25 protein-coding genes are annotated in these 23,186 nt (G+C 71.3%); 14 read left to right on the top strand and 11 right to left on the bottom strand.

The window, feature by feature from the left end; all coding sequences use genetic code 11:
* Positions 1 to 49: 49 nt before the first annotated feature.
* Positions 50 to 991, top strand: a complete 942-nt coding sequence (locus tag ABD140_RS32005) for a zinc metalloprotease (protein ID WP_344245205.1) — start codon at positions 50 to 52, stop codon at positions 989 to 991.
* Here ABD140_RS32005 and ABD140_RS32000 read toward each other — a convergent pair whose 3' ends face one another.
* Both ABD140_RS32000 and ABD140_RS31995 read right to left on the bottom strand, forming a co-directional pair.
* A complete protein-coding gene (locus ABD140_RS32000) occupies positions 992 to 2,404 on the bottom strand; it encodes an NAD-dependent malic enzyme (protein WP_344245203.1) in 1,413 nt (470 codons plus the stop codon).
* A gap of 144 nt (positions 2,405 to 2,548) precedes the next feature.
* Complete coding sequence (locus tag ABD140_RS31995; RefSeq protein WP_344245201.1) at positions 2,549 to 3,454, bottom strand: co-chaperone YbbN; 906 nt, start codon at positions 3,452 to 3,454, stop codon at positions 2,549 to 2,551.
* Positions 3,455 to 3,713: 259 nt separating this feature from the next.
* On the opposite strand from ABD140_RS31995, the gene ABD140_RS31990 reads away from it, so the two are divergent.
* From ABD140_RS31990 to ABD140_RS31980, 3 genes are all read left to right on the top strand, one after another.
* On the top strand, positions 3,714 to 4,472 hold the full coding sequence (locus ABD140_RS31990) for an ATP-binding cassette domain-containing protein (RefSeq protein ID WP_344245199.1): 759 nt from the start codon (positions 3,714 to 3,716) through the stop codon (positions 4,470 to 4,472).
* A 74-nt stretch (positions 4,473 to 4,546) separates the two neighbouring features.
* The gene (locus ABD140_RS31985; RefSeq protein WP_344245197.1) at positions 4,547 to 5,806 is read left to right on the top strand and encodes a hypothetical protein; all 1,260 of its coding nucleotides are present in this window, start codon (positions 4,547 to 4,549) and stop codon (positions 5,804 to 5,806) included.
* A 264-nt stretch (positions 5,807 to 6,070) separates the two neighbouring features.
* On the top strand, positions 6,071 to 6,724 hold the full coding sequence (locus ABD140_RS31980) for a DUF4230 domain-containing protein (protein WP_344245195.1): 654 nt from the start codon (positions 6,071 to 6,073) through the stop codon (positions 6,722 to 6,724).
* Positions 6,725 to 6,791: 67 nt separating this feature from the next.
* On the opposite strand, the gene ABD140_RS31975 is transcribed toward ABD140_RS31980, so the two are convergent.
* Positions 6,792 to 7,967 carry an acetyl-CoA C-acetyltransferase gene (locus ABD140_RS31975; protein ID WP_344245193.1) on the bottom strand — a complete coding sequence of 392 codons (1,176 nt, stop codon included), beginning with the start codon at positions 7,965 to 7,967 and terminating at the stop codon, positions 6,792 to 6,794.
* Positions 7,968 to 8,051: 84 nt separating this feature from the next.
* Between ABD140_RS31975 and mce the strand changes: the two genes are divergently transcribed.
* From mce to ABD140_RS31960, 3 genes are all read left to right on the top strand, one after another.
* Positions 8,052 to 8,486: a methylmalonyl-CoA epimerase gene (mce, locus tag ABD140_RS31970; RefSeq protein WP_344245191.1), complete on the top strand. Its 435-nt coding sequence runs from the start codon at positions 8,052 to 8,054 to the stop codon at positions 8,484 to 8,486.
* A gap of 315 nt (positions 8,487 to 8,801) precedes the next feature.
* Positions 8,802 to 10,094, top strand: coding sequence for a DivIVA domain-containing protein (locus ABD140_RS31965; RefSeq protein WP_344245189.1), 1,293 nt, complete (start codon positions 8,802 to 8,804; stop codon positions 10,092 to 10,094).
* A 125-nt stretch (positions 10,095 to 10,219) separates the two neighbouring features.
* On the top strand, positions 10,220 to 11,494 hold the full coding sequence (locus tag ABD140_RS31960) for an AI-2E family transporter (RefSeq protein ID WP_344245187.1): 1,275 nt from the start codon (positions 10,220 to 10,222) through the stop codon (positions 11,492 to 11,494).
* A gap of 13 nt (positions 11,495 to 11,507) precedes the next feature.
* Here ABD140_RS31960 and ABD140_RS31955 read toward each other — a convergent pair whose 3' ends face one another.
* The 4 genes from ABD140_RS31955 to ABD140_RS31940 form a co-directional block, all read right to left on the bottom strand.
* Entirely contained in the window at positions 11,508 to 12,326 is an 819-nt protein-coding gene (locus ABD140_RS31955; protein ID WP_344245185.1) for an alpha/beta fold hydrolase, read from the bottom strand.
* Between the two features lie 88 nt (positions 12,327 to 12,414).
* Positions 12,415 to 13,128, bottom strand: a complete 714-nt coding sequence (locus ABD140_RS31950; protein WP_344245183.1) for an alpha/beta hydrolase — start codon at positions 13,126 to 13,128, stop codon at positions 12,415 to 12,417.
* Entirely contained in the window at positions 13,125 to 13,415 is a 291-nt protein-coding gene (locus ABD140_RS31945) for an ATP/GTP-binding protein (RefSeq protein ID WP_425544170.1), read from the bottom strand. The genes ABD140_RS31950 and ABD140_RS31945 overlap by 4 nt, the downstream gene beginning before the upstream one ends.
* Before the next feature lie 10 nt (positions 13,416 to 13,425).
* The gene (locus tag ABD140_RS31940; RefSeq protein WP_344245181.1) at positions 13,426 to 14,487 is read right to left on the bottom strand and encodes a 3-hydroxyacyl-CoA dehydrogenase; all 1,062 of its coding nucleotides are present in this window, start codon (positions 14,485 to 14,487) and stop codon (positions 13,426 to 13,428) included.
* Between the two features lie 67 nt (positions 14,488 to 14,554).
* Here ABD140_RS31940 and ABD140_RS31935 point away from each other — a divergent pair, with 67 nt between their 5' ends.
* Complete coding sequence (locus ABD140_RS31935) at positions 14,555 to 15,586, top strand: LLM class flavin-dependent oxidoreductase (RefSeq protein ID WP_344245179.1); 1,032 nt, start codon at positions 14,555 to 14,557, stop codon at positions 15,584 to 15,586.
* Here ABD140_RS31935 and ABD140_RS31930 read toward each other — a convergent pair.
* From ABD140_RS31930 to ABD140_RS31915, 4 genes are all read right to left on the bottom strand, one after another.
* Positions 15,555 to 15,947: an SCO5389 family protein gene (locus ABD140_RS31930; protein WP_344245177.1), complete on the bottom strand. Its 393-nt coding sequence runs from the start codon at positions 15,945 to 15,947 to the stop codon at positions 15,555 to 15,557. The genes ABD140_RS31935 and ABD140_RS31930 overlap by 32 nt on opposite strands.
* Positions 15,948 to 16,066: 119 nt before the next feature.
* Positions 16,067 to 17,566, bottom strand: coding sequence for an aldehyde dehydrogenase family protein (locus ABD140_RS31925; RefSeq protein ID WP_344245175.1), 1,500 nt, complete (start codon positions 17,564 to 17,566; stop codon positions 16,067 to 16,069).
* 74 nt (positions 17,567 to 17,640) lie between these two features.
* The gene (locus ABD140_RS31920; protein ID WP_344245173.1) at positions 17,641 to 18,426 is read right to left on the bottom strand and encodes a site-2 protease family protein; all 786 of its coding nucleotides are present in this window, start codon (positions 18,424 to 18,426) and stop codon (positions 17,641 to 17,643) included.
* Between the two features lie 35 nt (positions 18,427 to 18,461).
* Positions 18,462 to 19,025, bottom strand: coding sequence for a TetR/AcrR family transcriptional regulator (locus ABD140_RS31915; RefSeq protein ID WP_344245171.1), 564 nt, complete (start codon positions 19,023 to 19,025; stop codon positions 18,462 to 18,464).
* Positions 19,026 to 19,090: 65 nt separating this feature from the next.
* Here ABD140_RS31915 and ABD140_RS31910 point away from each other — a divergent pair, with 65 nt between their 5' ends.
* The 6 genes from ABD140_RS31910 to ABD140_RS31885 all read left to right on the top strand — a co-directional run bounded on the left by ABD140_RS31910 (position 19,091) and on the right by ABD140_RS31885 (position 23,145).
* Entirely contained in the window at positions 19,091 to 19,981 is an 891-nt protein-coding gene (locus ABD140_RS31910) for an oxygenase MpaB family protein (protein ID WP_344245169.1), read from the top strand.
* Positions 19,982 to 20,169: 188 nt separating this feature from the next.
* Positions 20,170 to 20,577 carry a hypothetical protein gene (locus ABD140_RS31905; RefSeq protein WP_344245167.1) on the top strand — a complete coding sequence of 136 codons (408 nt, stop codon included), beginning with the start codon at positions 20,170 to 20,172 and terminating at the stop codon, positions 20,575 to 20,577.
* Between the two features lie 235 nt (positions 20,578 to 20,812).
* The gene (locus ABD140_RS31900; RefSeq protein WP_344245165.1) at positions 20,813 to 21,232 is read left to right on the top strand and encodes a hypothetical protein; all 420 of its coding nucleotides are present in this window, start codon (positions 20,813 to 20,815) and stop codon (positions 21,230 to 21,232) included.
* 217 nt (positions 21,233 to 21,449) lie between these two features.
* The gene (locus ABD140_RS31895) at positions 21,450 to 21,974 is read left to right on the top strand and encodes a hypothetical protein (protein WP_344245163.1); all 525 of its coding nucleotides are present in this window, start codon (positions 21,450 to 21,452) and stop codon (positions 21,972 to 21,974) included.
* A gap of 268 nt (positions 21,975 to 22,242) precedes the next feature.
* Positions 22,243 to 22,533 (top strand): hypothetical protein, encoded by a 291-nt coding sequence (locus ABD140_RS31890; protein WP_344245161.1) that lies wholly within the window; start codon positions 22,243 to 22,245, stop codon positions 22,531 to 22,533.
* A gap of 252 nt (positions 22,534 to 22,785) precedes the next feature.
* On the top strand, positions 22,786 to 23,145 hold the full coding sequence (locus tag ABD140_RS31885; protein WP_344245159.1) for a hypothetical protein: 360 nt from the start codon (positions 22,786 to 22,788) through the stop codon (positions 23,143 to 23,145).
* The last annotated feature ends 41 nt before the right edge of the window (positions 23,146 to 23,186 follow it).

The raw sequence follows: 23,186 nt of genomic DNA, 5'->3' as shown, positions 1-23,186 counted from the left end.
ATTCAGCGCACGGCAGGTCGGGGGACGGATGCGGCGAGGCGTTGCGGTCATGCTCACGGTCACGGCGGTGTCGGCCTCGGCCACCGCCGCCTCGGCGGCCCGGCAGGCCCCCGCCGTCGCGGACTGCGCCCCCGGGAGCGCCGCACGGCAGATGCGCTTCGCCGGCGACGCCCCCGCGACCGACCCGCTCTTCGTCCGCAAGAGCATCACCGCCCTGGACCGCAGGGTCCCCGGCAGGGCGCCCGCCTCCTTCACCGTGCCGGTCGCCTTCCACGTGCTCACCGACGCCTCCGGCAAGGGCCACCCGGGGATGGACCGCGTCCGCCGGCAGATCGCCACCCTCAACGACGCCTACGGCGGCCGCAAGGGCGGCGCCGACACCGGTGTGCGCTTCCGGCTCGTCTCCGTCGACACCCTGGCCAACGACACCTGGTTCGCCAAGCCCCACCAGCACGAGGGCGACTACAAGATCCTGCTGCGCAAGGGCGGCCCCGAGACCCTCAACCTCTACAGCGCCGCCGTCGGCACCGACGTGCTCGGCCACTCCACCTTCCCCGAAGCGCACAAGGAGGCGCCGCTGGTGGACGGCGTCATCATCGACCACCGCAGCCTGCCGGGCGGCCCGTTCCCGCACTTCAGCCTCGGCTACACCGCGGTCCACGAGGTCGGCCACTGGCTCGGCCTGTTCCACACCTTCGAGAACGGCTGCGGCGCGCCCGGCGACGGCGTCGACGACACCCCCGACGAGGCGACGCCCACCGAGGGCTGCCCCAAGGGCAGGGACACCTGCCGGAGCGACGGGCTCGACCCGGTGCACAACTTCATGAACTACTCGTGGGACGACTGCATGAGCGAGTTCACCCCGGGACAGGCGTCGCGGATCCAGCGCAGCTGGGCCGCCTACCGCAGCACCTCCACCGCCGCCCGCGCCGCCGGGCTCCCGCCGCGGTCCGGGGCCGTCCGGGCCACCCCCGCGATCACGGGCGCCTGATCACCCCTCCTCGTCGGAGTCGGCCTTGCGGCCGCCCGCCGCCTCCCGCACGGCCGCCGCGACGGCGGTGGTGACGTCGGGGTGGAAGACGCTGGGGACGATGTAGTTGGGGCCCAGCTCGGCGTCGGTGACCACCCCGGCCAGCGCCTGGGCCGCTGCCACCAGCATGTCGCTGTCGACCGCGTCGGCCTGCGCGTCCAGCAGCCCGCGGAAGACGCCGGGGAAGGCCAGCACGTTGTTGATCTGGTTGGGGTAGTCGCTGCGGCCGGTGGCGACCACCGCGGCGTGCTCCCGGGCGTCGTCCGGGCTGACCTCCGGCTCGGGGTTGGCCAGCGCGAAGACGATGGAGTCGGGGGCCATGCCCGCCACGTCGTCGCCGGTGAGGATGCCCGGGGCCGAGACGCCGACGAACACGTCGGCGCCCTTGACCGCGCCCTTGAGGTCGCCGTCGTAGCCGTCGGCGTTGGTGTGCTCGGCGATCCAGCGCAGCGACTCGTCCAGGTCGGCGCGGCCGGAGTGGACGGCGCCGTGCATGTCGCAGACGATGACGTTGCGCGCCCCGGCGTGCATCAGCAGCTTGAGGATGGCGCTGCCGGCCGCGCCCGCGCCCGCCATCGTGATCCGCACGTCGGCGAGGTCCTTGCGCACCACGCGCAGCGCGTTGGTCAGCGCGGCCAGCACGCAGATCGCGGTGCCGTGCTGGTCGTCGTGGAAGACCGGGATGTCCAGCAGCTCGCGCAGCCGCGCCTCGATCTCGAAGCAGCGCGGCGCGGAGATGTCCTCCAGGTTGATGCCGCCGAAGCCCGGGGCGATGCACTGCACGATGCGCACGATCTCGTCGGTGTCCTGGGTGTCCAGGCAGATCGGCCAGGCGTCGATCCCGGCGAAGCGCTTGAACAGCGCCGCCTTGCCCTCCATCACCGGCATGGCCGCCTCGGGGCCGATGTTGCCCAGGCCCAGCACCGCCGAGCCGTCGGTGACCACCGCGACGCTGTTGCGCTTGATGGTCAGCCGGCGCGCGTCCTCCTTGTTGCGGGCGATCGCCAGCGACACCCGGGCCACGCCCGGGGTGTAGGCCATCGAGAGCTCCTCGCGGTTGCGCAGCGGCACCTTGGACTTCATCTCGATCTTGCCGCCGAGGTGCATGAGGAAGGTGCGGTCGGAGACCTTGTGCACCTTCACGCCGTCGATCGCCTCCAGCACCCCGACGATCGCCTCGGCGTGCTCGGTGTCGCGGGTGGCGATGGTGACGTCGATGCGCAGCGTGTCCGTGGCCGCCGTGTTCACGTCCAGCGCCGTGACCACACCGCCGGCGTGCTCCACGTGGTGGGTGATCCCGCTGACGGCGCGGCCGCCGGCGGGGACCTCCAGGCGGACGGTGATGGAGTACGACACGCTGGGCGCGGTGGCCACGGGGAGCTCCTCAACTCGAGAAAGGCGAGAGCCCTGACTCCACTTCTGACACGCCAGGGGCTCCCTTGCAGGATACGCCCGAAAGCCCTGGCTACGGGCCGTGCGATGGAAAAAACGTCAGATTTTCCGCCCGCCCCGCCGCCCTCAGAACAGCGCCGCCTGCAGCCCCCGCCGCGCCTTGGCCACCCGCGGGTCGTCGGCGGGAAGCGCCTCGAACAGGGCCAGCAGGCGCACCCGGGCGGCGTCCCGCTCCTCGCCCGCGGCGGTGCGCACCACCGAGAGCAGCAGCTCGAAGGCGCCCTCCGGGTCGTTCTGCAGCAGCCGGACGTCGGCGGCCTTCAGCGGGTCGGCCTCCACCTGCTCCTGGTCGTAGCCCTTCACCCGCAGGGTCAGCTCGGTGAGCGCCAGCCTGCGCTTGGCCACCTCGTCCCTGGGGTCCGCGGCCAGCACCGCGCGGAACTCCTCGGCGGCGGCCTCGAAGTCGCCGCGGGCCAGCGCGTCCTCGGCCGCGGCGTGCGCCGGGTCGGCCTCCTCCGCCTGCGGCGGCTCCTCGGCCCCCGCGGGCGCCTCGCCCATCAGGCCCTGCTCCTGGAGCGCGGCGAACAGCTCGGCCGTGGCCGCCCGCAGCTCCGCCTCCGGCGGGACGCTGTTGAGGAACGGCATCATCTGGCCCTGGACGACCACGCCGACGAACGGCAGCCGCTGCACCCGCATCTGCTGGAGGTAGCCCTGCAGCTGCTGGTTGACCTCGATGTCCACCCTGGCCAGGTACCAGGAGCCGCCGCCCTCGGCGACGAGCTTCTCCAGGTCCGCCATGAGCGCGTCACAGGACGGTTCGTTCTCCACCACGAAGGCGACCATCACCGGTGTCCGCAGCGAACGCTCCACCACCTCGGCGCTGAACGTCGCGTCGGTGGCCTCGATGGAGTACTGCCCGCCCTGTCGCCCGCCCGCCCCGGCCTGCGCGGCGCGCTCCTGCTGCTTCTTGGCCGCCGCCGCGCGAGCCGCGAGGTCGACGGCTCCGTGCAGGGAGAAATCACGCTTCTGCATACGGTCCATCCTGCCGCATCCGAGCGGCCTCTCGTACGCCGCTCCCCGTCTCTCCCTCCCCGAGGCGGCCGTGATCGCGCCGAACGCGACATCGCCGAGAGTGAGCAAAAGAATGCTGACAGCGATGTCCAAGCATCGCTATAGTTCCGCTGTCGATGCGTGATGCGCGGGCAAAAGCCCAGGCCGCACGGGGGTTGGCGTGCACTGGGACCGGTTCGCGGGGGACGTGCCGCATCGCGAGGATCGAGGGGGATTGACAGTGATCGTGGAGACTTCCGCGGTCGTGGCGAGGGGGCTGGGGGTCCGCCACGGCGCGCGATGGGTACTGCGTCCGTCCTCCTTCGGCCTGCCGGGGGGCCTGGTCGGCATCGCCGGCCCCGACCGCTCCGACCGGTCCGACCTGCTCGCCACGCTCGCCACGCTGCGCCGCCCGCACGCCGGCCGGCTCGAGGTGCTCGGCCTCGACGTCCGCACCAGGGCGGCCCTGCGCCGGCTGCGCACCCGGATCGGCTTCCTGCCGGCCCGCGCCCGCTGGGCCGCCGGGTTCACCGTGCACGACCTGGTCTCCTACGCCGCCTACTACCAGCGCCGCTCGCCCTCGACCGTGCGCGACGTGCTGACGGCGCTGGAGCTGGACGACGCCGCGGCCTGGCCGTACGGCGAGCTGCCGGCGGACCTGCGGGTGCGCGCGGGGCTGGCGGCCGCCTGCGTGCACCGGCCCGAGATCGCCTTCCTGGAGGAGCCGCTCACCCTCCTGGGCGAGGCGGCGCGGGCCGACCTCGTCCCGCTGCTGGCCGGGCTGGCCCCCACCGTGGTCGTCACCGCGCCCGCCGCCGAGTGGCTGATCCCCTGGTGCGACCACGTCTACGTGCTGGAGCGGACGCGGCTCGTCCCGGCCGGGGAGGCGGCCGCGCCCCCGGCCCCGCCGGCGCGGGAGCGGCGGCCCGAGCCGCGCCACGGGCACTGGCACCTCGTCCGCGGGCCGCAGCGCAGACTCCGCCGGGCGACGGTGCCATGACGCGGCCGTCCGGGAGGACGGCCGGGGCGCGAGGAGTCGGTGACGAACGCGGTGGCGACGACGGGGGGTGAGCGATGCCTGGTCTGGCACGGGCGGTACGGCCCGCGCGGATCGCGCGGGTGGCCCGGGTGGTGCGGGTGGACGCCCGGCGCGGTTCGCTGCTGACCGCCGTGCCGCTGCTGGCCCTGCTCGGCGCGGTGGCCGGCTGGCGCGAGCTGCCCGAGGGCTTTCGCGACTGGGACAGCGTGGTGGGCGCAGCCGAGGCCTCGGTGCGCTGGAGCGGCCCGACCGCGGCGGGGCTGGCCGCCTGGACCGGCATGAGCGGCCGCCACCTCGACTACCTGCGGGCGCTGACCGCCCGCTCGCCGGCCGCCGCCCCCCTGCACGACCTGGCGCTGCTGAGCGCGGTGGCGCTGACCGGCTACCTGGCGGGCGCCCTGGTGGTGGCGGCGCCTGTCCTGCCCGGCGGCGGCTTCCGCGAGACGCACCTGCTGGGCGTCCTCGCCGGGGCCGGAACGCTGGCCCTGTACGTGGCGGCGGGCTACCTGGCCGGCCTGTCCTGGGCCCACCCGCTGGCGGTGGCGCTGACGGTCGCCGCTGCCGCCGCCTGGGTCGCGCTGCGGCCCGAGGGGTCCTGGACGGTGCTGCTGCCGCCCTCGCTGACCGGCCCCGCCGACCTCTTCGACGCCCCGCGCGCCGGCGTGCTCGCCGCCCAGCTGTGCTGGGCGGCGGGCCTGGCCGCCGCCCTGGTGCTGGGCCACCTGGCCTGGATCACCCGGCGCCGCCTCCTGCTGGGCGGGGTGCTGCTCGCCCTGTCCGCCACGGCCCTGGGCACCGCCCGCATCCACGCCGCGGACGGGGTGGCCAGCCACCCCTCGCAGGTGAAGCGCGTCTGCCGGCACTGGCCGGTGAGCGTCTGCGTGCACCCCTCGCTGGCCGCGGCCCTGCCCTCGCTCAGCGCGGCCGTCGCCCCCCTGGCCGCCCGCCTGTCGGGCACCCCCGACGCCATCGTCCGGATCGAGCAGCGCTCCGGCCGCGAGCCCGCCTCCTTCGACGCCGGCACCGTCGGCTTCCACCTGCCCGACCTCTCCCCCGGCTACGCCCGCCGCGCCGTCCACGAGATCGAGTCCACCCTCGCCCGCTGCCCCGCCCCGCCCACCGGCCTGCAGGCCCAGGTCAGCGCCTGGCTGCGCGACGACCCCGTCCCCCACCTCCCCGACACGCCCTTCACCCGCTGGTCGGAGACCCAGCGCCGCGCCTGGCTGGCCCTGCGCTACGCGGAGTTCCGCTCCTGCTCGCTGGTCTCCGTCCGCCACCGCCCCCGCCCCGCCTGAGCAGAGCCCGCCCAGCCCGAGCAGAACCCACCGCTTGAACAGACCGCCCCGCTGAGCAGAACCCACCGCTTGAACAGAATTTGTGGCGGTGCCTTCCACAGCCCCCCGCGCGAAGGGCGACCGTCGCGATTCGGGCGGCCCTGTCTGGACTGAGGATCTTGATCGCCCCCAGGGCGATCAAGATCTGAAGGAAGACAGGGCCCAAGGGCCCGAATCGCCCGCCGCGACGGAGTCGCGACCAAAAAGCAGGGCATATGTAGGGGTATGAACCCCTCGAAAACCGCGCTGTTCGTGAAGACCGGCGTCGTCGTGATGACGTTGGCCGTGCTGTACGCGGTGGCGCAGAGCATGAGCTGGCTGCCGGATTGGACCAATCCGTTCGGGGAGCGGACCAAGGACAGGTCGGGGCCGGTGGTGCTGCAGTCGGTCCGCGACCTGTCGCGGTACGAGGCGGCGACGGGCCAGTTCCAGGTGGTGGTGGACCTGGAGAAGGACGCGCGCTTCCTGCCGGGTTCCATCCGGGGCGAGCGCACGCTGTTCGTCGGCGTGGGCACCGTGGACGCCTATGTGGACTTCTCGCGGCTCGCCGAGGGGGCGGTGAAGGTGAACGCCGACCGCACCGAGGCGACGATCACGCTGCCGCCCGCGCAGTTGGAGGAGACGGCGCTGGACCCCGAGGAGTCGCGGGTGTTCGCCACCCAGCGGGGCATCCTCGACCGGTTCGGCGACTTCTTCTCCGGCAACCCCGGCGACCAGCAGAAGCTCTACCAGCTGGCCGCCCAGAAGATCCAGGAGGCGGCCGACTCGGGCGGGCTGAAGAAGCGCGCGGACGCCAACACGAAGCTGATGCTGGAGAACCTGCTGAAGGCCCTGGGCTTCGAGAAGGTGACGATCGTCCAGGATCCGGCCGCGCAGTGAGCCGAAGGGGGGCGCCCGCGGGCGCCCCCCTTCCCGTTCCGCGCGGTCGCGCCGGACCGCGGACGCGTCAGACCTTGATGATCAGGGCGTCGCCCTGGCCGCCGCCGCCGCACAGGGCGGCCGCGCCGGTGCCGCCGCCGCGGCGCTTGAGCTCGTGGGCGAGGGTCAGCACGATCCGGGCGCCGGACATGCCGATCGGGTGGCCCAGCGCGATGCCGCCGCCGTTGACGTTGACGATGTCGGCCGAGAGGCCGAGGTCGTCCATCGACTGCAGGCCCACCGAGGCGAACGCCTCGTTGATCTCGACCAGGTCGAGGTCGGCGACGCCGAGCCCGGCCTTGCCCAGCGCGTGGTTGATCGCGTTGGACGGCTGGGAGTGCAGCGAGTTGTCGGGGCCCGCCACGTTGCCGTGGGAGACGATCTCGGCCAGCCAGGTCAGGCCCAGCTCCTCGGCCTTGGCCTTGGACATGACCACGACCGCGCAGGCGCCGTCGGAGATCTGCGAGGACGAGCCCGCGGTGATGGTGCCGTTCTTGTCGAACGCCGGGCGCAGCTTCGCCAGCGACTCGGCGGTGGTGTCGGGGCGCACGCCCTCGTCGTCCTTGAAGACCACCGGGTCGCCCTTGCGGGAGGGGATCTCCACCGGGACGATCTCCTCGGCGAGCAGCCCGTTCTTGATCGCGGCCGCGGCGCGCTGGTGGGAGCGGGCGGAGAACTCGTCCTGCTCCGCGCGGCCGATGCCCAGCTTCCCGTTGACGTGCTCGGTGGCCTCGCCCATCGGGCGGTTCTCGAACACGTCGGTCAGGCCGTCGTGGGCCATGTGGTCGAGGACCTCGATGGAGCCGTACTTGTAGCCGGCGCGCGACTTGGGCAGCAGGTGCGGGGCGTTGGTCATCGACTCCATGCCGCCGGCCACCACGATGTCGAACTCGCCGGCGCGGATCAGCTGGTCGGCCAGCGCGATCGCGTCGAGGCCGGACAGGCACACCTTGTTGATCAGCAGGGAGGGCGTGCTCATGGGGATGCCCGCCTTGACCGCGGCCTGGCGGGCGGGCATCTGGCCCGCCCCGGCCTGCAGCACCTGGCCCATGATCACGTACTGCACGTCGGAGCCCTGGACGCCGGCCCGCTCCAGTGCCGCCTTGATGGCCAGGCCGCCGAGGTCGGTGGCGCTGAAGTCCTTGAGGGAGCCCTGCAGCCGCCCGATGGGCGTGCGGGCACCGGCGACGATCACAGACGACATAACAGGGGGCCTCCCGGGACAGCGGTTGTTCCGTTTGCCACGATACCCAGGGAGTGCCAAGGACCTTTCTGGAGGGGCTGACCCATGCTGAGCCGCATCGACCACATCGGCATCGCCTGCCACGACCTCGACGCCACCGTCGAGTTCTACAAGAAGACGTACGGGTTCACCGACGCCCACTTCGAGGTGAACGAGGAGCAGGGCGTGCGCGAGTGCATGCTCAAGATCAACACCACCGGCGACGGCGCCGCGTCCTACATCCAGCTCATCACCCCGACCCGGCCGGACTCCACGGTGGCCAAGTGGCTGGAGAAGAACGGCGAGGGCGTGCACCACATCGCCTTCGGCACCGACGGCACCGACGTCCAGGCCGAGGCCGACGCGATCGCGGCCGAGGGCGTGCGGGTGCTGTACGACGCCCCGCGCCGCGGCTCGATGGGGTCGCGGATCACGTTCCTGCACCCCAAGGACTGCCACGGGGTGCTCACCGAACTGGTCCAGAAGGCGCCGGAAGCCTGAGTCATCCAGGAGTGCCTGTTTCGTGACGTGATCGCAATCACGCGGTCACGGAGCGGCCCTTCCGTGGATGTTCATCCCTTTAAGTCCGATTTACTTGTCCGTAGGGCAAGCTGGGAGACGTCCATCCGGGGGCTCTGAAGAACGTAACAAATGCGACAATCCACGCAGTGCGTTCAGATGAGCCCCCAACACGGCAGCGGCCAGAGTACGCTGCTCTCGCCGGAAGAAGGTCTGGGCCAGCAGCCAGGCGTCAACCGGTCTGTGAGATTCACCCCAGAACCCCGGCCGCACTCGTCACACCAGGATTGAGCCTCCATGCAGTCCGACATCGACGCCCAGCTCAGCAACTTCTTCGAAGACGGCAAGTCTTCCGAGTCCAAAGAATTCGACGTGGTGCTCAGGGGTTATGACCGGCATCAGGTCGACGAGCACATCAAGGTGCTCGACAACAAGGCGCGCCAGCAGATGGAGAAGGCCGAGGCCTTCCAGCGGGAGCTGAAGGACGCGCACCGCCAGCTCCAGGAGCAGGAGCGCCCCACCTACTCCGGTCTCGGCGCCCGCATCGAGCAGCTGCTGCGCCTGGCCGAGGAGCAGGCCACCGAACTCGTCGGCGCCGCCCGCTCGGAGGCCAACGAGATCAAGGCCGCCGCCAAGGTCGACGCCGCCGAGCTGCGCGCCACCGCCGAGAACGACGCCGCCGAGCTGCGCGCCACCGCCCAGCGCGAGGGCGACGACATGCGCAACACCGCCGAGCGCGAGGCCGAGGAGGTGCGCACCGCAGCCCGCCGAGAGGCCGACGAGCTGACCTCCACCACCGAGCGCGAGGTCGCCAAGCTGCGCGCCACCGCCGACCACGAGGTCGCCGAGAAGCGGGCCACCGCCGAGCGCGAGATCGCCAAGCTGCGCACCACCACCGAGCGCGAGGTCGCCCAGCTGCGCGCCTCCACCAAGCGCGAGCGCGACGAGATCCTCACCACCGCCAAGCGCCAGGCCGACGAGATGCGCGCCCAGGCGCAGCGCATCCTGGAGGAGTCCGAGGCCCAGCGCGCCCAGGCCGAGGCCGAGTTCGAGATCCAGCTCGCGGCCCGCCGCGAGGAGGCCGACCGCCAGGACGCCGAGCGCCACGCCGCCGCCCAGGCCGCCACCCAGAAGCTCGTCGCCGAGGCCGAGCAGCGCGCCTCCTCGGCCGAGCAGCGCGCCGCCAAGGCCACCCAGCAGGCCGAGCAGACCCGCCGCGAGGCCGACCAGCACGCCAAGCAGCTGATGGCCAACGCGCGCAAGAACTCCGACAACGTCATCGCCGAGGCCAAGGCCCAGGCCGAGCAGCTGCTCGCCGAGACCAAGGCCGAGGCCGAGCGCATCCGCACCGCCGCGCAGCGCCAGGTGGACGAGCTCACCCGCCAGCGGGACTCCATCACCAGCCACCTCAACCAGCTGCGCCAGCTCATCGGCGGCGTCTCCCCGGTCATGGGCGACCCGGCCGCGGTCGCGGCGCCCGAGCCGACTCCCGCCGTCTCCGCGCCCGAGCCCAAGCCCGCGGCCAAGCCCGCCGCCTCCGGCAACAAGAAGGCCGCGCAGTCCGACGACGACGACTGGTGGCAGGAGTGAGCCTCCTCACCCGCCGGTAGGCGTCCGTAGGCACCCGTTGTAAAAAGAGAGCCTGAGGCCACAGAACGGCCTTAGGCTCTCTTGCGTCTACAAGTGTGGACACCCCGGGTGCGAGGAGAGACCGCGTGCAGGACAACACCCCCCCGCCGGACGCCGAGACGAGCGGGCCCGACGTCGGCAAGGGGCGGGTGGAGACCGTTCCCCGGCCCGGCGGCGAGCCCCCCGTCAAGCCTTCCGTCGAGCCCCCCATAAAGCCTCCCGCCGACGGCGGCGACGAGGCGCCGGGGCATCCCGACCCCATCACCGACCTCGACCAGCGCCGGCGGGAGGCGGGCGTCACCGAGCAGCTGCCCTTCGGCCCGCTCGGCCGCCCACTGGGGCGCTTCCACCCCTTCTCGCTCGGGTTCACCGGCGCGCTCGGCGTCATCGTCGCCTGGCTGCTGTTCCAGGCGGTCCAGAGCGCCCAGCACGTCCTGCTGCTCATCATCGTCGCGCTGTTCCTGGCGGTCGGGCTGAACCCCGCGGTGGAGCGGCTGGTCCGGGTGGGCCTGTCGCGCGGCAAGTCCGTCGGCGTGGTGTTCCTGGGCGTGCTGCTGCTCTTCACCGCCTTCGGCTGGGCGCTGGTGCCCCCGATCGTCACCGAGGTCTCGCACTTCGCCAAGGAGATCCCGGGCTACATCACCCAGCTGCAGAACAACCGCACGATCGCCGAGTTCGACGCCAAGTACAAGCTCCTGGAGAAGGCACAGCAGAAACTGCTGGAGTCCGACTTCCAGACCAGCGTCGCCGACTGGACGCTCAACATCGGCAAGGGCGCGCTGTCGGCCATCTTCAACACCTTCACGGTGCTGATCCTGATGCTGTACTTCCTGGCGAGCCTGCCGCAGATCAAGATGTTCTTCTACCGGTTCACCCCGCGTTCGCGCCGTGCCCGCGTCGCGCTGCTGGGCGACGAGATCCTCGACCAGATCGGCAACTACGTCGGCGGCATCTTCACCGTCGCGACCATCTCCGGCATCAGCACCTACATCTTCCTGGTGTTCGCCGGGGTCCCCTACGCCGCGGCGCTCGCCCTGATCGTGGCGCTGACGGGCCTCATCCCCATGGTCGGCGCGACGATCGGCGGCGTCATCGTCACCATCGTCGGCTTCCTCACCGGAGTGCCCGAGGGCATCGCCTGCGGCGTCTTCTTCGTGCTCTACCAGCAGGTGGAGAACTACCTCATCTCCCCGCGCATCATGAAGCGCTCGGTGGACGTGCAGCCGACCGTGACGATCGTCGCCGCCCTCGTCGGCGGCGCCCTGATGGGCGTCATCGGCGCGCTGCTGGCCATCCCCACCGCCGCCGCGATCGCCCTCATCATCCGCGAGGTGCTCCTGCCCCGCCAGGACGCCCGCTAGCCGGCGGGCGCGGTCAGGGGGCGGCGCGGGCGACCGCGGCGGTGAACTCCGCGACGGCCTGGTCGAACAGGTCGGGCTGCTCCAGGGGGGTGAGGTGGCCGGCGCGGGGGATGACGGTCAGCTCGGCGTTGGGCAGCGCCTCGGCCATGGCACGGGCGTCGTCCTCGGTGGTCAGCCGGTCCTCGGCCCCCACGACGACCAGGGCCGGCACCTTGACGCCGCGCAGGGTGTCGGTCGAGTCGGGACGGGCCGCCATCGCGCGCTGCGCCCAGGCGGCGGCCGGGGGCGGAGCGGACTGCACCAGGCCGCGGACCCGGCCGTAGACCAGGGGGCGCTGGCGCATCGTGGTGGGGCCGAGCAGGGCGGGCAGCACCTCCTCGACCAGCGCGTCAGGGCGCTGCTCGGCGGTGAGCCGCTCGGCCATCCGCAGGCGCTTCTCCCGCGCCGCGTCGGGGTCGGCGGTGGCCTTGGTGTCGGCGAGGACGAGCCCGCGCACCCGGTCGGGGTGGCGGCGGCACAGCGCCATCGCGACGTAGCCGCCCATGGAGACGCCGCCGATGACGGCGCGGGTGATGTTCTTGGACTTCAGCAGCGCGGCGACGTCGTCGGCCATCGTCTCGACGGACGGTTCGGCGTCGCCGAGCAGCGAGCCGCCGAAACCGCGCAGGTCGGGGGTGATGACGCGGAACCGGGACGAGAGCCGTTCGCGCTGCGCCAGCCACATGGCCGAGGACAGGGGGAAGGCGTGCAGCAGTACGAGCGGAGTGCCTTGCCCGACGTCCCGTGCGTACAACTGCCTCAACGTGGTCCTCCCGGTCACCTTGGACTGCATCCGACGCAGGGTTCGATACCCTCCCGGTCCCCGGCTCATCTGTCCGTGGCCGCGATCGGACGTTTCCCGCCCGCGGGGGCGGGCCGCCTCACGCCGTCTCGGTCGGCAGCGGCCACGCGCCCGGCGCCACCCGCCTGACGATCTCGTCGAGCACCACCCGCACGGACGGCTCCCCCACCCACAGGTGCTTGGCGCCGGGGACGCCGACGACCTCGGCCTGCGGGACGCGGGCGAAGCGCTCGGCGGCCTCGGCGGGCCGCAGGTAGTCGTCGAACTCCGGCACCAGGGCCGTCAGCGGTCGGCCGTCGGCGGCCCAGGCGTCCAGGTCGCGGTCGGTGGCGCGGTGCAGCGGCGGCGACAGCAGGATCGCGCCGCGCACCAGCGGGTCCAGGCCCCACTTGAGCGCCAGCTCGGTGCCGAAGGACCAGCCGACCAGCCAGGGCGCGGGAAGGTCGTGGTACTCGGCGTGCTCCAGCGCCGCCGCCACGTCGTACCGCTCGCCCTCCCCGCCGTCGAACGCGCCCTGGGAGGTGCCGCGGTCGGAGGTGGTGCCGCGGGTGTTGAACCGCAGCACCGCCAGGTCGGCCAGCGCCGGGAGCCGGTTGGCCGCCTTGCGCAGCACGTGGCTGTCCATCATGCCGCCGTGGGTGGGCAGCGGGTGCAGGCAGACCAGGGTGGCCACCGGGTCGCGCCCCGCGGGCCTGGCCACCTCGCCGACCAGCTCCAGCCCGTCGGCGGTGTGCAGGACGATGTCCTCGCGGTGCGCGGGCAGCACCGTGCTCGCCCTGATCTCGGTGCTCACTTTCTGGGTCCTCTCCGCAGCCGTGCCTGCCAGCAGGCACGGTGCCAGTGCCGGCGGTCGTCCGGCCCGCCCCGGTCGGCGGGCCAGGCGACCAGGTGCGCCACCCCGGGCGGGATCGTCTGGTCGCAGCCGGGGCAGCGGTAGGTCTTCAGCGCGGCGGAGGCCAGGACCGTGCGGACGTGCCACTCACCGTCCGGCTCCCGCCGCGTCTCGGAGATCCCGTAGGACCAGGGGCCGCCCATCGCGCGGCCCCCGCCGCCGTCTCGCCTGTTCTTCCGCGCGCACACCGTCGGAGGGTCAGTCCGCCCACTGGCCCCGGTTGCGCAGCTCGGTGACGGGCCCCACCGGGAAGCCGCAGCCGAGCGTCATCGCCGCGTCGGCGTCGTCGGCGCTGCAGTAGCCGCTGCGCACCATCTGCGCGGCGTCCTCCAGGTAGGGGTTGTACAGGCGGTCGGAGACCTCGGTGGAGGCCTTGCCCTCGACCGGGTCGACGACGTTGCCGGAGCCGACCTTCTCGTAGGTGTAGAAGCCGCGGCCGGTCTTGCGGCCGAGCGCGCCCTCGGCGACGAGGGAGCGCAGCAGCGGCGCGGGCTCGTGCCGTGCCTCGCCGGAGTCGCGGTGCACCGCCTCCAGCACCTCCAGGCAGGTGTCGAGGCCGATGAGGTCCATCAGGGTGAGCGGGCCCATGGGCAGGCCGATCGCGGTCATGGAGGCGTCGATGTCCTCCTTGCCCGCGGCGCCGGAGTCCAGGAGCTGCGCGGCGGGGCCGAGGTAGCCGAACAGCAGCCGGTTGGCCACGAAGCCGGCGCGGTCGCCGATGGTGACGGGCGTCTTGCCCAGGTCGCGCACCAGCTCGGTGACGGCGGCGACGAACTCCGGCCGCGAACCCTCGGTGCCGATCACCTCGACCAGCTTCATCACGGGTGCGGGGTTGAAGAAGTGCACGCCCACGATCGAGGCCGGGCGGGTCGTGGCCGCGGCGATCTCGGTGACCGACAGGGACGAGGTGTTGGTGGCCAGCACCGCGTCGGGGCCGCACACCTTGTCCAGCTCGGCGAAGACCTTCTCCTTGAGGTCGATGCGCTCGGGCACCGCCTCGATCACCAGGTCGCAGCCGGCCAGCGCGGCGAAGTCGGTGGAGAAGGCGATGCGGCCGAGGATCTCCGCCTGGCCCTGCTCGCTGAGCCTGCCGCGCTTGACGGCGCGCCCGGTCGAGGACTCGATGTTGCCGCGGCCCCGCTCCAGCGCCGCGTCGTTGATCTCGACGCCGACGGTGTCGATGCCCCCGCGGGCCAGCACCTCGGCGATCCCGGCGCCCATGGTGCCCAGTCCGACCACACCCACCTTGCGGAAACCCATAAGTCTCTCTCCTCCAAAGGTTCTGGATGAAGTCTCGCAGACGTCTCCGGAGGGCATGTCAGGGAGCATGCGCTTTGCTCTCTTCCTCCCTTGCGGACAGTGGCCGGGCCAGACGCCCGGCGAGGCCCTGGCGCGGACGGTCGGGCTGGCCCGCCTGGCCGAGGAGTGCGGGTTCGACGACGTGTGGCTGGCCGAGCACCACTTCATGAGCTACGGGGTGTGCCCGTCCCCGGTCGTCCTGGCCGGTCATCTGCTGGGCGCGACCTCCCGGATCGGGGTCGGCACGGCGGTGGCGGTGCTGTCGGCACGGCATCCGGTGGCGCTGGCGGAGGAGGCCGCGCTGCTGGCCTCGGTGGCGCCGGGCCGGTTCCGGCTGGGAGTGGGCAGGGGCGGCCCGTGGCGGGAGCTGGAGGTCTTCGGCACCGGGTTGGAACGCTGGGAGTCGGGCTTTCCCGAGTCGTTGGAGCTCCTGCTGTCCTGGCTGCGGGCCGCTCCCGGGAGCCGGGTGGGCGTGGACGGGGAGCTCTTCCGCTTCCGCGAAGTGCCGGTGGTGCCCGTACCGGAGACTCCGCCGGAGGTCTACGTCGCCTGCACGAGCCCGCAGACGGAGGCGCTGGCCGCCTCGCTCGGGCTGCCGATGCTGCTGGGGATGCACGCGAGCGACGCGGAGAAGGCCGAGGCCGTCACCCGGTACCGCGCGGCCGGCGGGCCGGAGGCGGTACGGCATCTGTCCACGGGTGTCGCCTGGGTCGCCGATTCGCGCCGGGAGGCACGGGAGACCGTGCGGACGGAGCTGCCCCGCTGGCTGGGTCCGGGACTGGCCGGTTACGTGCCGGTGGACGGCCGGATCCGGCCGGTGACGGACGTGGCGGCCTACGCGCGGAAGTTGTGCGGGCTGCACGCGGTGGGGACGGTGGAGGACTGCGTGGAGGCGCTGGCGCGGGCCTGCGCGGTGCCCGGTGTCGGTCAGGTGAGCCTGCTGGTGGAGTGCTCTTCCGACGCCGGTCGGGTGGCCGAGAACGTGCGGCGCCTCGGCAGCGAGGTGCTGCCGAGGCTGCGCGCACGGATCAGCAGTCGCGCAGGTGCGGCGACTGGTTGAGGATCTGCTCGCGGGCGGTCACGAAGCGGCGGTAGGTCTCGGAGTTCGCCGCCTCACCGGAGAAGACCGCGACCCTGTGGCAGTTCTGGAAGGCGAGCCTGACGCCGAAGTAGCGTTCGATGCTGCCCCGCATGGCGTCGCTGGCCAGCAGGCGCAGCAGCTGCCCGCGCGCCTGCTCGTCCGGGGGCGGGGTCTGGTTGTCGGCGAAGTCGCCGCCGGCGACCTCCAGGTCGGCCACCAGGCCGCTGACCAGGTCCCAGGCGTAGGGCAGGGAGTCGCGGATGCATTCGACGAACGTGGCGTCGTCGATCTCGCCCTGCCTGGCCTGGTCGAGCAACTGGGGGGAGACGTCGAGAGACATGGGTGTGAATTCCTTCCGCCGAGTCGTCCATCCGCGACGCTAATCACCTTTGCGGTGCGCGTCCAGAGGGCCGACCCGGCGAAAGGAGATCATTTCCTTACCGGACCGAAAGAGTTCTGTTACCGATAGGTCTTCCCGTGGAGCTTCTTCATCAGGTTGACGATCTGCTCCACCTCCTTCTCCGTGCGGGTGAAGGTGGTGGTGTCCAGCGGCGACTTGAAGCGCTGGCGCGTGATCGCCTTGGGCCTGGCGAACTCGCGCAGGCCGTCCGCGCCGTGGATGCGCCCGAAGCCCGACTCGCCCACCCCGCCGAACGGCAGGCCGGGGATGAGCGCGAACGCCAGGGCCGCGTTGATCGAGGTCATGCCGGTGCGCAGCCTGCGCGCCACCTCGATGGCCGACCTGCTGCGCGAGAAGATCGTCGAGGCCAGCCCGTAGTCGGTGGCGTTGGCCAGCTCCACCGCCTCGTCCACGTTCTTGACCTTGGAGACGGTGATGGTCGGGCCGAAGGTCTCCTCGCAGATCGCCGCGGAGGTCTCGGGCACGTCCACCAGCACGACCGGGTCGACGAACGGGCGGCGCACCGACTCGGGGCCGCCGACGACGGCCTTGCCGCCACTGGCCAGCGCGTCGTTGATGTGCCGCTCGATGATGTCGAGCTGCCGGGGCATCGTGATGGGGCCGTAGGAGGCGCCCTCCTCCTCGTAGCCGGCCTTGAGCTCGCGGGCCCGCTCGGTCAGCTTGGCGAGGAAGTCGTCGTAGACGCTCTCCACCACGTAGATGCGCTCGACGCCGGTGCACGTCTGGCCGGCGTTGGACATCCCGCCCCACAGCGCGGAGGCCGCGGCGGCGTCGAGGTCGGCGTCCGCCGCCACGATGAAGGCGTCCTTGCCGCCGCACTCGGCGACGATCGGGGTGAGGGTCTCGGCGCAGGCGGCCATGACCCGCTTGGCGGTCGGCCCGGAGCCGGTGAAGGCCACCTTGTTCACGCCCGCCTGGCACAGCGCGGCGCCCGTCTCGCCGTAACCGGTGACGACCTGCAGGACCGGGTGCTCGGGCACCGCCTCGGCCATCAGCTCGCCGAGCAGGACGCCGACGCCGGGGGTGAACTCCGACGGCTTGAACACCACGGTGTTGCCCGCGGCGAGCGAGAACGCGATCGATCCCATCGGGGTGTAGATGGGGTAGTTCCACGGGCCGATGACGCCGACGACGCCCAGCGGGTGGTACTCCAGGATCGCCTTCTGGTTGATGGCCAGCAGGCCGGGGAAGACGCTGCGCGGCCCGAGCACCTTGCCGGCGTTGCGCGCGGCCCAGTCGATGAGGTTGATCGCGCCGACGGCCTCGAACACCGCGTCGCCGACGGGCTTGCCCGTCTCCTGGTGGATCACCCGCGCCATCTCGTTGAGGTTGCGGGCGAGGGCGCTCTTGAAGTTGAGCAGCCGGACGCGCCGCTCCTTGAAGCCGAGCCCGCCCCACCACGCCGCGGCCGCCCTGGCCCGCTCGACCGCGTCGGACACCGCGCTCGCGTCGTGGACGGGGTGCTCGCCGACGACGTCACCGGTCGCCGGGTTGAGGGACGTGAAGGTCGTGCTCCCCGTCTCGGTCGTGACCGACATAACGGGACCTCCCAGGAGAAGACGAAGATGGCTGTTGTGGCGTAGTAAATCACCACTTACACCCATGGGGTAAGTCAGATCTGCCAGAAGAGGAAAAGCTCGTGTCCCCATCGGGACAATTCGCTGTCGATGCCGAACCAGCCGGTGACGCGGTAGACGAGGTCGAAGAACCAGCGGTTGAACACCGGGATCCACAGCAGCGCGATGAGCCCGAGGAACAGGTAGCCGCCCCAGGGCGCCACCTTCCGCACGAACGGGCGCGGCAGGTAGGGCTCCCAGATGCCGAAGCCGTCCAGGCCGGGGACGGGCAGCAGGTTCAGCACCGCGGCCGTGACCTGGAGGAAGCCCAGGTAGGCCAGCGCGAGCCAGAACACCGCGTGCCCCGGTTCGACGTACCCGCCCAGGACCAGCCCGATCACCAGCGCGAACACCACGTTGGCCAGCGGCCCGGCCAGCGAGATCAGGCTGTGCCGCAGCCTGCCGCGGATCGCGCCGCGGTCCACCCAGACCGCGCCGCCCGGCAGGCCGATGCCGCCCAGCAGCAGGAAGAGCACCGGCAGCACGATGCTGAGCGTCATGTCGGTGTACTTCAGCGGGTTCAGGGTGAGGTAGCCCCGCGCCTCGATCAGCCGGTCGCCGAAGCGGTGCGCCAGGAAGGCGTGCCCGAACTCGTGCAGGCACAGCGACACGATCCAGGCGCCCACCACGAACCCGAACACCGCGAGCCGCGCGGGCTGCTCGCCCACCGCGTCGCCGTACCCCCAGGCGATCCACCCGCAGACGGCGGTGAAGCCCACGATGGCGAGGAAGACCGGGCTGATGCCCCGGCCGGAACGCTGCTCCGCTGCTTCGGCTTTCACGGGACGCACGCTACCCGCCCCGTGCGCGTCCGGAATCAGGGAACGAGGGCGGGCACCACGTACAGGCGCAGGAACCGCCGCGTCTCCTCCTCGTCGCGGACCAGGGGGGCGAGGCTGAGCGAGGCGATCATCCGGAAGAGGAACTCCACCGTCCCCGCGACGTCGAGCTCGGCGCGCAGCAGGCCCGCCCGCTGGGCCGCGGCGAAGTAGGGCTCGACCCGCTCGGCGCACAGGTCCAGGGCGCGCTGCGAGGCCTGGCTCACCACGTTGTGGGTGTGGCCCACCGCCTCGGGCACGAACAGCGCGGCGAAGCGCGGCTCGCCCTGCACGAACTCCACGGCGTCCATGACCCCGGCGATGACGGCCTCGGCGGGGGTGAACTCCTGCGGCAGCCGCTCCCCCATGCGGTCGAGGAAGCGTCCGACGTCCCGCAGGAAGACCGCGAGGATCAGCTCGTCCCGGCCTCCGGAGAAGTTGCGGTAGAGCGTCGCCCGCGACATGCCCGCCGCGTGCGCGACGTCCTCGACGGTCGTCTTGGCCACTCCGAACCTGGCGAAGCACTCCTCCGCCGCGTCAATGATCTTCTCCTGGGGCGACATGGCCCACAGCCTAGCCGTGAGACAAGACTTGTCTTTTGTCTCACGACTGCGTGAGGATGGGCGGCATGAACCTCCGCGCGATGATCGACGAGTCCTACTGGTCCCTGCTCGCCGCCACCCACCTGCCCGGCGAGCAGTACACCGAGCCCGTGGGCGATCCCGGGCTCTTCGGTCCCGGCTCCGCCCTGTGGTACGTGCACACCGACGTCACCGGCGTGCTCGGCGGGGTCTCGGGACTGCTGCTGGGCACCCTGAACGAGCCCGTCACACACGGCACGAACCAGCACTCCAACTACCTCCAGGACCCCATCCGGCGGCTCGGCTTCACCGCGAGCTTCATCCGCGGCATGTCCTTCGCCTCGACCCCGGTCGCCGAGAAGCTGGCGGAGATCGTCCGGAAGATGCACACCCGGGTGCACGGCACCATGCCCGACGGCCGCCCCTACTCGGCGACCGAGTCCGCCGACATCATCTGGACCGGCACCACGCAGGCCTACCAGGCCGCCCGCGCCCACCTGCGGTACCACCCCAGGCCGCTGAAGGGGAAGGGCATCGACGAGTACTTCGCCCAGTACGCGGTGATCTCCGAGAAGCTCGGCGCCACGGACGTGCCGAAGTCCCGCGCCGACGTCGAGGACTACTTCGCCATGATGCGCCCCCGCCTCACCGTCAGCGAGGAGACCCTGGAGGCCATCGGCTTCCTGCGCGGCCCCTACGGCGAAGACAGGGTCAGCCAGGTCACCACCCAGCTCGTCAGCCGGGTCGCCACGGACCTGCTCCCCGGCTGGGCCAAGCGCCTGCTGGGCCTGCACGCCCGCACCCCGCTCACCCCCCTGGCCGCCCGCGCTGCCGGCGAGGCCATCACCAGGACCCTCCGCCACGGCGTCCACCAGCGCTACGTCGAGCAGGCCCACCAGCGCGTCGGTGTGCCCTTTGTCCCGCCGAGCTCCCTGTGAAACACAGTAGAGCCGGACAAATAACCCAATAGGCAACAGAGCGGGAATTCGCCCTCATCCAACAGGTTCGCGGGACCGTACCGCACAAAATCACTCTTGACCAACAATAGCGAAAGGCAGACATTTCCCCATACCGAATGCCGGACAGATGCCGTACTAGTCACACTTCCGCATTTGGAGGCAGGCAAATGATCAAGGAAACACTCGGAGCGGCGGTCCTCGGCACGACCCTGTGCGGCGTACCGGCCACGGCGACGGCGCAGACCCCGGGCGCCTTCCCCAGTACCGCCGCCGCACAGGAGAACCTCTCCGTCGCCATCCGGGTCAGGACCGATGTGGTCGGAAACCTGAGCCGCATCAGGGTCACGCTCGAGGACGAGGACGACAACAAGGTCACCGGCAAGAACGTCTGCCTGCGGAGGAGGAACGCGGCCGGCAGCTTCCCCATCCTCACCTGCGGGCTGACCGGCAGCGACGGACGTGTCCGGTTCGACGTGAACCCGAACCGGGTCTACCAGGTCCGCGTCCCCGCCGGTGGCGGCTTCAACGCCTTCACCAGCCGCGCGTTCGACGCCGACGAGAACCTGGACATCTGAGCCCGTGCGGGTCAGGGGCCCCACCGCGCGCCCCTGACCCACCCGAAGGCGAAGGGACGAGACCACGGGCCGGGCCCGGGGGTCCCGCCTCCGGAGGCCCACCGGTCTCCGGAGGCTTTCTCTTTCCCGCGGGCCTTCCGTCCCCGCGGCCGATCCGATCGACCCCGGCGACAAACGGATGACCCTTAACGCCGGATGGGCGGCCCACAGCCGCATTTCACAGCCGGAGGCAGACATGATCAAAGAAACACTCGGAGCCGCGATCCTCGGCGCGACGCTGGTGAGCGCGCCCGCCGCCGCGGCGACGGCGGCGGACCCCGCCCGGCGGGCCGCGCAGGCCGCCGCGGTCCCGAAAGAGGAGCTCTCCGTCCGCATCAGGGTCTGGACCGAGGTCTTCGGGAATCTGAGCCGGATCCGGGTCATCGTCAAGGACGAGGACAGGGACGCGGTGAAGGACCTCAAGGTCTGCCTGCAGATCAAGAGGAGGGGCTTCCGCACCTTCCAGTGCGCGGAGACCGACGAGAAGGGCCACATCACCTGGCTGGCCAATCCCCGGCGGACCTATCGGATCCTCATTCCGCCCACCCGGGACTACGAGGGATTCCGCAGCAGGGCGTTCGACGCCGACGAGGAGGCCGACCTGAGGCCCCGCTGAGACACGGATCGAGCCGGACCTTCGCGCGCCCTCGGAGACCATCGGGTTTCCGGGGGTCTTTTGTTCCCCGCCCCCTTCCGCCCAAACAAACGACATTTCCCCCCAATAACCCCGTTCCAATAACGGCTTGGTCGATCACTGAATAAAAACAACATTTCTCCATACTCAAATACGGACAGATGCCGTACCAAGTCACACTTCATATCTGGAGGTCGACATGCTCAAGGAAACGCTGGGAGCCGCGGTTCTCGGAATGACGCTGGCGAGCGCGCCGGGGAGCGCCACGGCCGCCGCCGAACGCACCGCCTCCGCCGAGACCGCGGAGGCCGCCTCCGCGGCCCGGCGGGAGGCGCTCACCGTCCGGATCGACACCGACCGCCGGGGACGGTGGGGAGCCGTCCGCATCCGCGTCCGCGAGGCGATCGACCGCGAGCCCGCCCGCGGCGTCCAGGCCTGCCTGCAGATGCGGCGGTGGGGCGGCTGGAGGACCGTGGACTGCGAGCGCACCGACTGGCGCGGGAGGGCCGACTGGTCCGTCCGCGCCGGCCACCACAGCGTCTACCGCGTCCACGTCCGCGGAAGCTGGAGGTACTACCCGTACTACAGCGACAACTTCCGGATCCGCGGCCACCGGAACTGGTGGGACGAGGGCCGGGACAACGGCCGGGACTGGGACGACGGGCGCGACTGGGACAACGGGCGCGACTGGGAGAACGGACGGGACGACGACCGCCGCCGCTGACCTTCCCGATTACCGAGCACACGACTCTGAGAAGAGTTAGTTGTCGAATCTGTCCGATTCTGCTTGCAGCAGAGTCCGTGTCCCTCGGGAGCCTCTCGGTTTCCGGGGGATTTACTTCTCTCGAGCGCAGCTTCGTGGCGCCGACATGTTCCAGTTGACGGAGCGGACCCGCCTGGTGTTTTGACCAACAGCAGAACAGCTCGGACATTTCCCAATACCAAATGGCGGACAGATGCCGTTTAGTCACATCTTCACTCTGGAGGTAGACATGATCAAGGAGACGTTCAGCGTCGTCGCTCTGGGCGCCGCCCTTCTCGGAGCCCCGGCGGCGGCGACCGCGGCCGAGGCCAGCACCACCACCACCGGCAGCCAGACCGTCGTGGCCGGCTGCGACAACTGGTGCGGTGGCGGCCACCACCGCGGCTGGGGCCACCACCACGGCTGGGGCCACCACGGCTGGGGCCACCACGGCTGGGGCAACTGGGGCCAGGGCTGGGGCAACTACAGCGGCAACTACAGCGGCAACCAGTACGGCGGCATCCACTTCCGGATCGACTGACGGTCGCGGCTGAGGCCGGAACGATGACGGCCTGACCGGCCCCCCGGGAACCCAGTGTTCCCGGGGGGCTTTTCCTTTTCCCCGGCCCTTCCCGCCTTTTCCGGCACGCCATTCACCTAACAAATAGGACATTCCACCCGGCAGAACCCACTCATTACCGGTTTTGACCGAGCGAAGATCGAACTAGACATTTCTCAATACTCGATGGTGGACAGATGCCGTTTAGTCGCACTTCATCACTGGAGGTAGACCATGATCAAGGAAACCATCGGAGCCATCGGCGCGGCAGTCCTCGGCGCCTCCCTCCTGGGAGCCCCGGCCACCGCGGCGACCACCACGCAGACCGCCACGGCCGCCTCGTCCGTCGCCAAATACGGCGGCGACGACGACTGGTGGGGCTGGGACTGCTGGGACGACGACTGGGAGGACTGGGGCGGCCGCTGGAACAACGGCAACCGCGGCTGCTGGAACAACGGCAACCGCTGGAACAGGCGCCACCACACCAGCCACAACAACCACCGCAACCTGCGCAACAACCAGCAGAAGCTGCAGCAGCAGCAGCACCAGAACGTCTACATCTACAACTACAAGTCCAAGAAGAGCCGCCGCTGACGCGGCGTCACGCCTCTGACGAGACGGGCCCCGGCGGGACA

It is taken from the genome of Actinocorallia libanotica, assembly GCF_039525175.1.
GTDB lineage: Bacteria > Actinomycetota > Actinomycetes > Streptosporangiales > Streptosporangiaceae > Actinocorallia > Actinocorallia libanotica.
The sequence above is the reverse complement of the archived record's forward strand: the minus strand, read 5'-3'. Positions and strand labels throughout refer to the sequence as shown.